We start from the raw sequence: 15,556 nt of genomic DNA, 5'->3' as shown, positions 1-15,556 counted from the left end.
GACTGTTTTTATAGTGTTTTATTCTAAAAAAAAGTATATTTATTTTTTTAATAAATTAATACTTGAATTTGAACTCATTCTTTAAAATTACGTTTTATGCTCTTGTTTTATTACTTTCAGTAAAACAATATGCACAACATCAATCTGATATAACGGCTGAGTTAAATACGGAGAATAAAACGTTGAATATTCAACAACAAATTACTTTTTTTAATCAGTCAAACGATACGTTAACCTCGATTGTACTGAACGATTGGAGTAATGCTTTTTCTACTAAAAATACTCCTTTAGCCAAACGTTTTTCTGATGAGTTTTACAGAGATTTTCACTTAGCGAAAGAAGAAGAACGCGGAAGCACGAAAAGTGTAATCATTTTAGACGCAAATAAATTGGTTTTGTCATGGGAAAGACCAGATAGAAATCCTGATTTGATTGAAATTAAATTAGGACAACATTTACTTCCGAATCAAAAAATTGTTTTACAGCTGATTTATCTAACTAAAATTCCAAGCGATAAATTCACAAAATACGGATACAAAAATAACGGAATTATACACCTTAAAAACTGGTTTCTTACCCCAGCCCGTTATGAAAATCATGATTTTATACGCTACAGCAATACCAATTTAGATGATATTGCCAATGCTAATTCAAGTTTTGATATTGATTTAAAAATACCTAAAAATTTCGAAGCTATTTCTGATTTAAAAAGCAGTATATCAATTAATGAAACTTTTATAAATTACAAATTATCGGGAAATAACAGAACCAATTTCAGTCTTATCATTGAGCCAAAATCTCATTTTGAAAGTTATAAAAACAGTGCTGTTGAAGTACTGACCGATTTAAGAAACAACAAATTAGATAATATTCAAAAAGCGATTATAATCGATCGAATTGTGAATTTTACAAACGATTTAATTGGAAAATATCCACATGAGAAGATTATTGTTTCTCAAACGGATTACGAGAGAAATCCTTTTTATGGCTTGAATCAGCTTCCGTCTTTTATAAGTCCCTTTTCGGATGAATTTCTTTTTGAAATTAAATTTCTGAAAACCTATCTGAATGAATATTTAAAAACAAGTTTACAATTAGATCCCCGAAAAGACAACTGGATATATGATGGTTTACAAGTCTATGCCATGATGAAGTATATGGATGAAAATCACCCAAATACTAAAATGATGGGAAGTGTCTCTAACATCCGACTATTGAAGAGTTATAATATTGCCAATATTGGTTTTAATAATCAATATAGTTATTTCTATATGCTGATGGCTCGAAAAAATCTGGATCAAGCACTAGGGGATCCAAAAAACACGTTGATAAAATTCAATGAACAAATTGCCAGTAAATATCGTTCCGGATTAAGCATTAGATTTTTAGATGATTATTTACAAAATGATGCTGTACCAACTAGTATCAAACAATTTTACAATCAAAATCAGATCAAACAAGTTTCCAGAGCTGATTTTGAAACTATATTAAAATCAAATACCGATAAAGATATTAATTGGTTTTTTAATACCATTATTAATTCCAGAGCTATTATTGACTATAAATTTTCCAGTGTTAAAAAAACCAAAGACAGCATCACTTTTTCATTAATAAACAAGACAGAAACTCCTATTCCCATCCCAGTTTATGGTACAAAAAAAGGCACAATAGTTTTTAAACAATGGCTGGATATTGAAGAATGCGACAGTACTTTCACGTTTCCGAGAAATGGTGCAGATAAAATTATTTTAAATTTAAAGAATGAAGTTCCTGAATATAATTTAAGAAATAACTGGAAAAAACTAGATGGTTTTTTTCCGAATAATCGTCCGGTTAAGTTTGTGTTTTTAAAAGATTTAGAAGATCCATATTACAATCAAGTTTTATATGTTCCGTCTATATATTATAATTTATACGACGGAATAACTCCTGGAATACGATTGCATAATAAAACTATTTTAGACAAGCCATTCACATTTGACATCAATCCATCCTACTCTACTAAATCCAATAATTTATCTGGATCAGCTTCATTTGTAGTCAATCAAAATTATAGAAACAGCACACTTTATAATGTAAAATATTCTGTTAGCGGCTCTTACTTTCATTATACGCAAGATGCTTCTTACTTTAGACTAAATCCTACGGTTCAATTGCGAATTCGCGAACCTAATTTTAGAGACAACAGAAAACAACTGATTCTTTTGCGACAAGTTATTGTAAACAGGGAAGAAAGCGCTTTTACCATGAACAATGCTCCATCTAATTATTCCATTTTTGATGCACGCTATGTAAATACAAAAACCGAAGTAACGAATCATTTCAATTTTAGTTCTGATATTCAGATTTCAGGAGAATTTGGAAAAGTAAACGGAGAAATAGAATATCGAAAGCTTTTTGAAAACAATCGTCAAATTAATTTGCGATTCTATGCGGGAAGTTTTTTATACAACAAAACCGAATCTGATTTTTTTAGTTTCGCATCAGACAGGCCTACCGATTATTTGTTTGATTATAATTATTTTGGACGTTCAGAAAGCACAGGTTTTTACAGTCAACAATTCATAATGGCAGAAGGTGGTTTTAAATCAAAAATGGATACCCCTTATGCTAATAGATGGATTACCAGCTTAAACGCAAGTGTGAGCGTATGGAACTGGATAGAAATTTATGGAGATTTAGGTTTTATTAAAAATAATAACCAAAATACAAAGTTTTTATACGACAGCGGAATTCGTCTCAACCTTGTAACAGATTACTTTGAGCTGTATTTTCCTGTATATTCGAATAATGGATGGGAAATAGCGCAAAATAATTATAACGAGAAAGTACGATTTATAGTTACTTTTTCGCCTAAAACATTAATCAATCTTTTTAATCGAAAATGGTTCTAATCCAATATAATTTTCATTATTCATTAAACTATTCTCATTAAAACGAATTTAAAATTACATATAACAAAAAAATAAAGTTCTTTTTATTAGAATAAATTGCAATAATTAAATTATATTTTTTTTAATGAATTATGAAAATAGCTAGTTTTTAAGTAAATTTGCCCCACAAAGTTATACTTTTCAATTATGATAAAAGAAAAAACCAATACTACATTGACATTTGAAGATTTCAAAATCGAGGTACTGAATGACTATAAATTAGCTATAATCAGTAGAGAATGCAGTCTTTTAGGACGTAAAGAAGTATTGACTGGAAAGGCTAAATTTGGCATTTTTGGTGATGGAAAAGAAGTACCACAATTAGCCATGGCGAAAGCCTTTAAAAATGGTGACTTCCGTTCCGGGTATTATCGTGATCAAACTTTTATGATGGCTATTGGAGAATTAACCGTGCAACAATTTTTTGCAGGTTTATATGGTCATACAGATGTTGAACAAGAGCCAATGTCAGCAGGAAGACAAATGGGCGGTCACTTTGCCACTCATAGTTTAAACGAAGACGGAACTTGGAAAAACTTAACAAAACAAAAAAACTCAAGTGCTGATATTTCTCCAACGGCTGGACAAATGCCACGATTATTAGGACTTGCTCAAGCTTCAAAAATATACAGACAAGTTTCAGGAATACCAAATGCGGCTAATTTTTCTAATGAAGGAAATGAGATTGCATGGGGAACAATAGGAAATGCAAGTACATCTGAAGGTTTATTTTTTGAAACCATAAATGCTGCAGGTGTATTACAAGTGCCTATGGTTATGAGCGTTTGGGACGATGAGTATGGAATTTCTGTACATGCAAAACACCAAACTACCAAAGAAAATATCTCAGAGATTTTAAAAGGATACCAAAGAGAAAATGGCAGTAATGGCTATGAAATACTGAAAGTAAAAGGTTGGGATTATGCTGACTTAATTGCTACTTATGAAAAAGCTGCTGATATTGCCCGTGAAAACCACATTCCTGTTTTAATTCACGTAAATGAATTGACACAACCACAAGGACATTCTAGTTCAGGTTCTCATGAAAGATATAAAGATGCAAATCGTTTGGCATGGGAAAGAGATTTTGATTGTATCCGCCAAATGAAATTATGGATGATTGCCATCAATATTGCGTCACCAGAAGAAATTGATGCTATTGATGCTCAAGCCAAAAAAAATGTTTTAGAAGGTAAAAAAGCAGCTTGGAATGCATTTATTGAACCTATTATTGAAGAGCAAAAACAACTGGTGGGATTATTAGAAAAAATAGCTGAAACCAGTAAAAATAAAGATAGAATTTTACAATTCACATCTGATTTAAATAGTATTAAATCACCGTTGAAAAAGGAAATTCTAGTTACAGCACGTAAAGTTTTACGCTTAATCCTAAATGAAAACGGTAAAGAAGAATTGTCACAATGGATCAGTTCTTATACTAAAACTACACAGGAAAAATTTAGCAGTAACTTATTTTCAGAAACAGATTTAAATGTCTTTTCTGTAGAAAAAGTGCTTCCGGTATATCCAGAAAATGCCAAAGAAGATACGGATGGTCGCATGATTTTACGTGATAACTTTGATGCTATTTTTACAAAATATCCTGAAACATTAATTTTTGGTGAAGATGCCGGAAATATTGGTGACGTAAATCAAGGTTTAGAAGGAATGCAGGAAAAATATGGAGAATTACGTGTTGCCGATGTGGGAATTCGTGAAGCTACCATATTAGGTCAAGGAATTGGAATGGCATTAAGAGGCTTACGCCCAATTGCTGAAATTCAATATTTAGATTATTTATTGTACGCAATACAAATCATGAGTGATGATTTAGCAACACTGAGATACCGTACTGTTGGAAAACAAAAAGCGCCATTAATTATCCGAACTCGTGGTCATCGTTTAGAAGGAATCTGGCATTCCGGTTCTCCTATGGGGATGATCATAAATGCCATACGAGGAATTCATGTGTTAGTTCCAAGAAACATGACTCAAGCAGCAGGATTTTATAACAGTTTGTTAGAATGTGATGAACCCGCATTAGTAATCGAATGCTTGAATGGTTACCGATTGAAAGAAAAAATGCCGTTGAACTATGGCGAATTCAAAACTCCAATTGGTGTTGTGGAAACGTTGAAAGAAGGTGCTGATATTACGTTAGTTTCATACGGTTCAACATTGCGTTTAGTGCAACAAGCAGCAAATGAGCTTCTTGAAGTAGGCATTGATTGTGAGATTATCGATTTACAGTCTTTACTACCATTTGACATCAACCAAGATGTGGTAAAAAGTATTGCTAAAACAAATCGCTTACTAGTTATTGACGAAGATGTTCCAGGCGGAGCTTCAGCTTATATTTTACAACAAATAATTGAGCAACAAGACGCCTATAACTATTTAGACAGTAAACCGCAAACCTTAACTGCAAAAGCACACAGACCTGCTTATGGAACAGACGGAGACTATTTCTCAAAACCTTCTGCAGAAGATATTTTTGAAAAAGTCTATGCAATGATGAACGAAGTTAATCCTTCGAAATATCCAAATTTGTATTAAGAACTAATATTATAAATTAAAATTCCAATCTTTACGATTGGGATTTTTTTTTAAAAATAATAAACCAATTTTCTCTTTTAAAGATTTAAAACAGTAAATTGTATATCAATTAATTGGCTAATAACCATAAAACATAAAATATGAAAAAAGCATCATTGTTCTTAGGAATCCTATCACTACTTGCGATTGTTTCCTGCAAGAAAAAAGAAGAAACTACAGTTCCAGCAACACAAACTGAAACTTCAAGTGAGACAACTACAACTGTCACTACTGAAGCGAAAGATAGCACGTCAATAAAAGTAGCTACCGATGGTGTAAGTGTGACTACAAAAGATGGAAAAACTAAAACCAGCGTGGAACTTTCCGGTGGTGAAGCAAAAGTGGAGATCAAAAAGTAATATCCGATTATTATGTCGACAAAGTATTAGAATGCCAATATGAAATTTCATATTGGCATTTTTTTAGAAACATTTTTCACAATTAAAAGTTATATTACTACCTAAATTTTTATGTTGCCATTTTTTATTTTAAATTTAAGAATTATAAAAATTAATACAAATTATGACCGCACTGGAAACTATCTTAAAAGACATCCAAAATGTAAAAGTGATAGACAAATCAATAAATTACGACCAATACATCCCATTGGATTTATCGATACAAAATGAAAGCTTTACAAAACAGACTATTGAAACTGCAAGTAATTTTGAAAAATATATCGAAAACTATTTAGACGAAAACAATGCAAAAGTTGCTTTTGGTGGTTATAATGAAATTAGAAATCTATACAAACGCAGTGATATTTTCAACGATTCTAAAACTGAGGAACGAAATATCCATATCGGTTTAGATTTATGGATTAAAGCCGAAACTCCAGTATTAGCAGCACTTGATGGATTTATTCATAGTTTTAATTACAATACTGGTGTAGGAGATTATGGTCCAACGATTATCTTAGAGCATAAAATAGAAAATCAGCGTTTTTATACTTTATACGGCCATCTTTCGTTAGAAAGTATCAGCGATATTGAAATTGGTGATATTTTCGAAAAAGGACAACAAATAGCGACTTTAGGAGATGCTTCCGTGAATGGAGATTATGCACCTCATTTACATTTTCAGATCATAGAAGAAATTTCACAAACATTTGGTGACTATCCTGGAGTTTGCAGTGAGAATGACTTGAAGCATTATTTGAAGAACTGTCCAGACCCGAATATCTTATTAAAAATTGTATAAATATGAAAAAAATAATTATTGTCTTCAGTATTCTTCTGCTCATTGGATGTAAATCAAAAAAAGTTGTTACAACTGCTGAACCGGAGAAAGCTAAAATTGAAAAACTTGGTTTATCCGAAGTTAATGAAAGCCAAAAAATCAAAGCCTATGAATTAGGAAAAAGAGTTTTAATGACTTGTAATACTTCTAAATTCAAACCTTTCAACCAAAGTGAAGCAACAGAATCTGTCATCAAGAATACGACAGAGGAAAGATTGACAAAAACCTGTACCAGATTCCGCCAGTATTATGGAACTTTTATTGATCTTCAATTAGTTGAGATTTACAAAAACAATTTTGACGGAACAACAATTTTTCGCTACAAAGCATTGTATTCAAAGAAAGTAGCCAATAAAGAACTTCGTGTTTCAATGAATCAAGAAAATAAAGTTTCCTCAATTAAATCATTGGATTGGGTAACTCCTTTTTCGATGAATTAATTTTTTAATAAAATAATCCTGAGTATAAACCCTTTTATGCCCCAGAAAGCCTCTTTAATCTAAATTTAGAATAGAGATACTTTTATAACTTATATGCAATGAGTTAATTATAAAAAAATATTGTTTATCAACATCTTTGATAATGTAAACAAATTAGCTGTCCTATAATTGGCTTTTTTCGACCAAAACTAACTCTTTTACACGATTATATAGCGTAAATTGGGTTTAAAGCGACTACCTTCACAAAATCTCAACTTATCGTAGAGCAATTAAATAGTCAATATGCAATATAAAAATAAACCTATAGATAACCGTGAGTTAACAAAATCCCAATCACACATCATAGTTGAAATTATACAGTATATACCAAATGCTGTTTTAAGCAGAACCATAATTAAAAAAACTACTGGAAACATTACTGCTTTATCATTTGATGCTGGCGAAGAATTATCTGAAAGAACGTCACCTTTTGATAATTATGTTCAAATAATTGACGGAACAGCGGAAATTTTCATCAATGAAATAAAGCACCTTCTTAAATTAGGAGAAGGAATAATAATTCCAGCTCACTCCACACATTCCTTTAATGCAAATGTGCAATTCAAAATGATTTCAACAACTATAAAAAGTGGATACGAAAATTAATTAAGTTTTTATGAAAGTAAAGCATAATTATGTCATCCAAAACAAAATATGCCATATTTTAATTATTTAAAACTACAATTTAAGAGAATAATCGATGGATATCTTTCTAAAAAATTATTCATTAAAATATATAATGTAACTTTAACCTGAAAAAAAATAATTTTTCTAAACTGTAAACGAAATATCTTTGAAACTATACATAAAATACATGGTAAGTAATCGCTGTAAGATGGCGGTAAAAGAAGAATTAAAAAAACTTGGACTACACTTCATGGTTGTAGATTTAGGTGAAGTTGAAATAATGGAAAATATCTCTATGGACCAGAGGCAACTTTTAAAAACAGCACTTTTGGACTCCGGACTTGAATTAATGGATGATAAAAAATCTATGCTAATCGAAAAGATAAAAAACGTGATTATCCAGATGGTTCACCATTCAACAGAAAATATAAAAATTAATTTTTCTGATTATCTGAGCCAACAATTAAATCACGATTATACATACCTATCTAACTTATTTTCGGAAGTGCAAGGAACTACAATCGAGCAATTTATAATTTCACACAAAACTGAACGAATAAAAGAACTGATTATTTATGGTGAATTAAACATCACTGAAATAGCCTGGAAAATGAACTACAGCAGTGTGGCACATTTATCCAGCCAATTTAAAAAAGTTACCGGCCTCTCACCTTCCCATTTTAAACAATTGAAAGATAAAAGACGCAACCCAATTGAAGAAATTGGTAACTTAAAATAGAAAAAAATCAAGTCAATTTTATAAATAAATATAGAAACTATAAAAACTCAAGAATCACAATACGCCAGAAGTCTTATTGAAGCAAGTTTGGACCCGTTAATTACAATAAATCCAGAAGGGAAAATTACGGATGTAAATGAAGCTACAGTAAATATTACGGGGCTGAATCGCGATCGTTTAATTAATTCTGATTTTTTCAATTATTTCACCGAAAAGCAAAAAGCACGTGAAGTGTATCAGGAAGTCTATGAAAAAGGTTCTGTTTCAGATTCTCCGCTTACACTGAAGCATAAAGATGGTAAATTGACAGATGTATTATTCAATGGTTCTGTTTATAAAGATGATCTGGGAAGTGTATTAGGAGTCGTAATTGTTGCCCGCGATATTGCTGAGCAAAAATGGGCTTTAGATTTACGGGTTGCCAATAAAGAGCTTGCTTTTCAAAACGATGAAAAAGAAAAGCGAGCAGCTGAACTGGTAATTGCCAATAAAGAGCTTGCTTTTCAAAATGATGAGAAAGAAAAAAGAGCTAATGAATTAATCATTGCTAATAAAGAGCTTCTATTTCAAAATGATGAGAAAGAGAAACGAGCGGCTGAACTTGCAATTGCCAATAAAGAGCTTGCTTTTCAAAACGATGAAAAAGAAAAAAGGGCAGCTGAACTGGTAATTGCCAATAAAGAGCTTGCTTTTCAAAATGATGAGAAAGAAAAAAGAGCTAATGAATTAATTATTGCTAATAAAGAACTTCTATTTCAAAATGATGAGAAAGAGAAACGAGCGGCTGAACTTGCAATTGCCAACAAAGAGCTTGCTTTCCAAAATGATGAGAAAGAAAAAAGAGCTAATGAATTAATCATTGCCAATAAAGAGCTTCTATTTCAAAATGATGAAAAAGACAAACGTGAAGCCGAATTAGTTGTAGCCAATAAAGAGCTTGCTTTTCAAAATGATGAAAAAGAAAAACGAGCGGCTGAATTAGTGATTGCCAATGAAGAACTTCTATTTCAAAACCAAGAAAAAGCAAAACAACAAATTGCCAATAAAAAACTGGAAGAACTTAGTTACGCAGCAAAATTAGCTTCGCAATATTCTCTCAGTTTGATTGAAGCTAGTCGGGATCCATTGGTCACTATAAATACCAAAGGTAAAATTACGGATATGAATGAGGCATTGGTAAACATTACGGGTATGACGCGAGACGAGCTTACAGATTCTGATTTTTTCGATTATTTTACTGACCAACAAAAAGCTCGAGAAGTATATCAAGAAGTATTCGAGAAAGGTTCTGTAGCTGATTCTCCGCTTACACTTCGCCATAAAGAAGGCAAGCTGACGGATGTATTATTCAATGGTTCCGTTTATAAAGATGATAAAGGAGATGTACTTGGAGTTGTAATTGTTGCCAGAGATGTAACGGAACAAAAAAAAATTGCTACGGAGCTGGTAGAAGCACGGGTTTTTGCTGAATTAGCCACCGAAATTGCACAAGAAGCCAAAATAAATGCCGAAAGTGCTACCATTATAGCAGAAAATGCAGTAAAAGCAAAGCAGCAATTTTTGTCTAATATGAGCCATGAAATTCGTACTCCGATGAATGCAATCATTGGATTTACTAAAGTGGTTTTAAAAACAGAATTGACGCCTAAACAAAAAGAATATTTAAATGCAATTAAAATGAGTGGCGATGCTTTAATCGTACTTATTAATGATATTCTTGATTTAGCAAAAGTTGATGCCGGTAAGATGACATTTGAGAAAACACCATTCAAAATGAAATCCTCCATTTTAGCAATGCTTCATTTGTTTGAAACAAAAATTCAAGAAAAAAATTTAAAATTAATTACAGAATATGACAGTAAAATTCCTAATGTTCTTGTAGGAGACCCTGTTCGTTTACACCAAATTATTTTAAACTTGGTAAGTAATGCCGTAAAATTCACCTCTAATGGAAAGATTACGGTAAGCGTTCATTTATTGCATGAAGAAGAGGATAAAGTAATTATTGAGTTTGCAATAACTGATACAGGAATAGGCATTTCCCAAGAAAAAATTGGAAAAATATTTGAAAATTTTCAACAAGCATCCAGTGGCACTTCAAGATTGTATGGAGGAACCGGATTAGGTCTTGCCATAGTGAAACAATTAGTGGAACCTCAAGGAGGAAGTATTCGTGTAAAAAGTACTGTTCATGAAGGATCTACGTTTAGCTTTACATTAAGTTTTCAAAAAACAAATGCAGATGCTGAATTAGAAAATGAACTGCTAGAATTAGATACTGAAATAAAAAACATAAAAGTATTAGTTGTTGAGGATATTCCTCTTAATCAACTATTAATGAAAACATTATTGGATGACTTTGGATTTTCCAGAGACATTGCTGAAAATGGTAAAATAGCCATCGAGAAATTAAAAGAAAACGAATACGATATCATTCTAATGGACTTACAAATGCCAGAAATGAATGGATTTGAAGCTACAGAATACATTCGTAAAACAATGAATTCTAAAATTCCTATAATCGCTTTAACTGCTGACGTTACAACGGTCGATTTAGCTAAATGTAAAGCAGTAGGAATGAATGATTATCTGGCAAAACCAGTTAATGAAAGGCTGTTGTACAGTAAGATTGTTGGAATATTAAAAAAACCAAAACTTGAAAAACTTAGTGCTAAGCTTAATGAGAATATAGAAGAAAATAGCGTTAAGGAGGAAAAAATTAAATGTATTGATTTGATTTATTTAAATCAGCGAACAAAATCAAATCCAGCGTTAATGATGGAAATGATTTCATTGTATTTAACACAAACTCCACCGTTAATTAATACCATTAAACAAAGTTTAGAAGATAAAAACTGGCAATTATTGGGTGCTGCAGCGCATAAAATGATTCCGTCTTTTGCCATAATGGGCATGAATCCTAACTTTGAAAATATGGCAAAAAAAATTCAGGAATTTGCAATTGCGCACGAAAAAATGGAAGGAATAGATGACTTAGTCCTGCAACTTGAAGAAATTTGTTTACAAGCATGCCAAGAATTACAAGAAGAACTTAATATAATCAAAAATACCATATAATGAAAAATGATACTAAAATAAAGATATTCCTAGTAGATGATGACGCTTTATTCTTAAAATCTTTAGAAATTGAATTTTTAGAAAATGCTGATTTTACAGTGGAAACTTATTCTACTGGAGAGCTGTGCATCGCTAATATAAATAACAATCCAGACGTAGTAATTTTAGATTATCAACTTGATGGTATAGTTGCAAATGCAATGAACGGAATTGAAACATTAGATAAAATAAAAGCATTCAATCCAGAAATTCCAGTAATAATGTTGTCCTCCCAAGATAAAATTGAAGTTGCCATAAACTGTATGCATCATAAAGCTGTGGACTATGTGGTGAAAAGCGAAACTGCTTTTGTTCGCTTACAAAAAATAATTACTTCTGTTTTTAAATATCAAAAAATGGAAAAGCAATTAAATTGGTACATGGATAGAATGTAGTATTTTTTAAAGTGTGAATGATATAACTTTTATTGACAATTATGTAACACTTTTAGAGTCAAACAGAAATACATTTGCTTTGTAATTAATTCAAGTACAAATACTTGAATTAATAAAACCTCAAAGCATTTCTATTTTTATCAAGTAGACTTTGAAAGTTAAACATAAAAATAAATTACAATATCAATCTTTAAAAAATAAAATTATGAATCTTAAAAGAATCTTTGGAGCATTACTTACCGCACTTGGAATAGGTGGTCTTATTTATACTGCAATAGTATTTGCTGGAACATCTGGCGACATGACAGATGTTAAATCATTAATCATTTACGGCGTACTGGGTATTATTTTCTTCGTTTCTGGAATCAGTTTGGTTCGTACAACAAAAGACGAATCATAAAAATATAATTCTTTCTTTGCCGCTATTTTTGATGCTTATCCCTTTTCTATTGGGAAACAAAATAATTTAGATTAGCTTTCAATCTTTATTTTCCTGATGGTGCATTAAAAATTCCGAAAATGAATTTAGACTAAAATCGTTACAATTTACAATATCAATAACTTCTCTCCGCTTTTTTAAATTAGTCGAGAGAAGTTATTTATACGATGCAAAATACCTCATTTTGTTAATTAAATCCTCCTTTTTTCTACTAATGCATATGTGAATGTTACAACTCATTCTAAAAATTATGTAATTGATTTTATCTTAAAATACAGAACTTTACTAAACAAGTTTAAACAATTAAATAGAAACAGATGAAAAGTACAGCCACCAAAACTATCAAAAAAGTAAAGTTGCAAGAAGGTAAAGGAAATTCAGAAAATACTATACCTGAAAATAAGGAAAATTGCCGCAATGTTTTTATTGAGGAATTAAAAGAAATCTACTTTAGTGAAAAAGCATTAATGCTATCCATTCCTGTAATGATAAAGAGTGCAACAACTGATGAATTAGTAGATGCGCTCAAAGTACATTTACAATTCACACTAGATCATATAAAACGCTTAGAAGATTTTTTTTGTTCAATTGGAGAAATCGATATTATGCTAAAATATGATGCAATGTATGGGGCAATTACACCCAAAGAATAATTAAAAACGGCTTTAGAATCTGACTTAATTTTTGAGAACAATTTTAGTATACAATATAAGTCGCACAACTAAAATTGATTTTAAATTATAATAAACTCATTTTATACCTATTACGTTAATTTGTAGGTATTTACCAGACACAAATTACCAAATATAACTATCTTTACATCAGTGTTTTAAAACGGGTGAACTATTGTAAATTTAGACTGTTTCAAGATGAAAAATATAGCGCAATTATTAGCTTTATTAGGCAATGAAAAAGACTTTTTACTGAATCATGTCTGTAAAACAATTTCGAAAGATCAAATTCATTTACCCAATCCTTCGCATATAGATACCGTTTTTTTACAAAGCAATCGAAACGCACAAACGATTAGAAGTTTGACACAATTGTACCATCATGGCCGACTTTCGGATACTGGTTATATTTCTATTTTACCCGTAGACCAAGGAATTGAACATACTGCGGGAAGTTCTTTTTATCCAAATCCTATTTATTTTGACCCCGAAAACATCGTGAAACTTGCGATTGAAGCAGGCTGTAATGCGGTGGCTTCCACAATGGGAGGACTGGCAATGTTATCTAGAAAATATGCGCATAAAATTCCGTTTGTTGTAAAAATCAATCACAATGAACTCCTAACCTATCCCAACAAGTACGATCAAATCATGTTTGGGAGTGTTCGAGATGCCTGGAATATGGGAGCTGTAGCTGTGGGTGCAACTGTTTACTTTGGCTCAGCCGAATCAGACAGGCAAATTATAGAAGTGGCAAAAGCTTTTGAAGAAGCGCATAATTTAGGTATGGCAACTATTCTTTGGTGTTACGCAAGAAATGATGGATTTATTAAAAACGGTATCGATTATAATACCGCTGCTGATATTACCGGTCAAGCCAATTACTTGGGAGTTTCTATCCAAGCAGATATTATTAAACAAAAGCTACCTACTAATAACGGTGGTTTTACGACAATACAATTTGCCAAAACTAATCCAGAGATGTATACAAAATTAGCCTCAGATCATCCTATAGATTTATGCCGCTATCAAGTAATGAACTATTTTTCCGGTCGAATCAGCATGATTAATTCCGGAGGAGAATCTAAAGGTGAAACTGATTTAGCCGAAGCCATAAAAACTGCCGTCATAAACAAACGAGCTGGTGGTAGCGGAATGATTATGGGTCGAAAAGCTTTCCAGCGCCCCTTTGGCGAAGGTGTAAAACTGATACAAGCTGTTCAGGAAATTTACCTGGCTAAAGAAGTTTCTATTGCTTAAACATAGATTAATCAATTGATTAAAACTTCAATACTAAATCAAAAAACACTGATTACATAGCTTTTACACTCTCATAAGGTGTGAATCATGTAACTTATTTTTACAATCTTATAATACTTTTAGAGCGAAATCAAATGACCTTTGTACTATCATGATACTTTATTAATTGTTGCACACCGTTTGAATGATTTTAAAAAAAACGTGTACAAAGTTTTAAAAAAAGTAGCGGCAATTAAATATTAAATATAGAAAATATGAAACCACAAATTGGAATTACACAAGAGCATTTAAAAAATAGCATTTCTATCCTATCGTCAATTTTAGCGAATGAGATGACACTGTATATTAAATTAAGAAAATTTCATTGGAATGTTTCTGGCGAAAGTTTTATGGAATTTCACAAATTATTTGAAGGTCAATATACACAACTGGAAGCTTCAATAGATGAAATTGCTGAACGCATCAGCAAATTAGGAGGAAAAACTATTGGAACGATGAAAGAGTTTTCAGATTTAAGCATCATCAAAGAATCGCCTAATCACTATCCATCTCAAAAAGAAATGGTTAAAGAATTACTGGAAGATCATGAAACAGTTATTGTTCATCTTCGAAAAGACGTTGATACAAGTGCTGAAGAAAATAAAGATACCGGAACTGCTGATTTCCTTACAGGTTTGATGGAAGCACACGAAACAATGGCTTGGACACTAAGAAGATATTTAGAATAATAAAAATATAAAAACATGGAAAATTCAGAAAACGAAGTTTATTCAGCTTCAAAAAGTCATTGCAGAGTTGGTAAAATAACTCCTAAAAAAATAGAAGAAGATAAATCTACCACAACAGTAGATTTATAAAAATAGTAAGGTTAGGTTGGTTTTTTTAGGTTTGGTTAAGGGCTATTGTTTTTACAATAGCCCTTTTTGGTATAATAATTATTGCTTTTCTAAGCAGGAATTATTTCAATTTTCATTCAAATTAATAGGATTAAAAACCCTACTTAAAATATGTAAATTATATAATCTTTACCTAAAGTAATATAATGTTTTTTTAGATTAAAAA

The 15,556-nt window shown here is 31.3% G+C and carries 12 protein-coding genes and 1 pseudogene; all 13 read left to right on the top strand.

Annotation, left to right across the window (positions count from 1 at the left end; genetic code table 11):
* Positions 1-149 precede the first annotated feature (149 nt).
* The 13 genes and pseudogenes from QLS65_RS15515 to QLS65_RS15455 all read left to right on the top strand — a co-directional run bounded on the left by QLS65_RS15515 (position 150) and on the right by QLS65_RS15455 (position 15,222).
* Positions 150-2,894 carry a gluzincin family metallopeptidase gene (locus QLS65_RS15515; protein WP_282718636.1) on the top strand — a complete coding sequence of 915 codons (2,745 nt, stop codon included), beginning with the start codon at positions 150-152 and terminating at the stop codon, positions 2,892-2,894.
* 186 nt (positions 2,895-3,080) lie between these two features.
* Positions 3,081-5,489: an alpha-ketoacid dehydrogenase subunit alpha/beta gene (locus QLS65_RS15510; protein WP_282718602.1), complete on the top strand. Its 2,409-nt coding sequence runs from the start codon at positions 3,081-3,083 to the stop codon at positions 5,487-5,489.
* Positions 5,490-5,629: 140 nt separating this feature from the next.
* Positions 5,630-5,887, top strand: a complete 258-nt coding sequence (locus QLS65_RS15505; protein WP_282713407.1) for a hypothetical protein — start codon at positions 5,630-5,632, stop codon at positions 5,885-5,887.
* 163 nt (positions 5,888-6,050) lie between these two features.
* The gene (locus QLS65_RS15500) at positions 6,051-6,728 is read left to right on the top strand and encodes a peptidoglycan DD-metalloendopeptidase family protein (protein ID WP_282718601.1); all 678 of its coding nucleotides are present in this window, start codon (positions 6,051-6,053) and stop codon (positions 6,726-6,728) included.
* 2 nt (positions 6,729-6,730) lie between these two features.
* On the top strand, positions 6,731-7,207 hold the full coding sequence (locus tag QLS65_RS15495) for a hypothetical protein (protein ID WP_282718600.1): 477 nt from the start codon (positions 6,731-6,733) through the stop codon (positions 7,205-7,207).
* A 282-nt stretch (positions 7,208-7,489) separates the two neighbouring features.
* Positions 7,490-7,852: a cupin domain-containing protein gene (locus QLS65_RS15490; protein ID WP_099715321.1), complete on the top strand. Its 363-nt coding sequence runs from the start codon at positions 7,490-7,492 to the stop codon at positions 7,850-7,852.
* Positions 7,853-8,060: 208 nt separating this feature from the next.
* A complete protein-coding gene (locus QLS65_RS15485) occupies positions 8,061-8,612 on the top strand; it encodes a helix-turn-helix domain-containing protein (RefSeq protein WP_282718635.1) in 552 nt (183 codons plus the stop codon).
* A 54-nt stretch (positions 8,613-8,666) separates the two neighbouring features.
* Positions 8,667-11,690: pseudogene (locus tag QLS65_RS15480) on the top strand (hybrid sensor histidine kinase/response regulator); the annotation flags it as partial.
* Positions 11,690-12,124, top strand: coding sequence for a response regulator (locus QLS65_RS15475; RefSeq protein ID WP_099715318.1), 435 nt, complete (start codon positions 11,690-11,692; stop codon positions 12,122-12,124). The pseudogene QLS65_RS15480 and the gene QLS65_RS15475, both read left to right, overlap by 1 nt.
* 205 nt (positions 12,125-12,329) lie before the next feature.
* On the top strand, positions 12,330-12,524 hold the full coding sequence (locus tag QLS65_RS15470) for a hypothetical protein (RefSeq protein ID WP_099716318.1): 195 nt from the start codon (positions 12,330-12,332) through the stop codon (positions 12,522-12,524).
* A 356-nt stretch (positions 12,525-12,880) separates the two neighbouring features.
* Entirely contained in the window at positions 12,881-13,216 is a 336-nt protein-coding gene (locus QLS65_RS15465; RefSeq protein ID WP_282713410.1) for a DUF892 family protein, read from the top strand.
* Between the two features lie 216 nt (positions 13,217-13,432).
* A complete protein-coding gene (locus QLS65_RS15460; protein ID WP_282718599.1) occupies positions 13,433-14,494 on the top strand; it encodes a class I fructose-bisphosphate aldolase in 1,062 nt (353 codons plus the stop codon).
* Between the two features lie 254 nt (positions 14,495-14,748).
* Entirely contained in the window at positions 14,749-15,222 is a 474-nt protein-coding gene (locus QLS65_RS15455) for a Dps family protein (RefSeq protein ID WP_282718598.1), read from the top strand.
* The last annotated feature ends 334 nt before the right edge of the window (positions 15,223-15,556 follow it).

The organism is Flavobacterium algoritolerans, assembly GCF_030010385.1.
Taxonomy (GTDB): domain Bacteria; phylum Bacteroidota; class Bacteroidia; order Flavobacteriales; family Flavobacteriaceae; genus Flavobacterium; species Flavobacterium algoritolerans.
The sequence above is the reverse complement of the archived record's forward strand: the minus strand, read 5'-3'. Positions and strand labels throughout refer to the sequence as shown.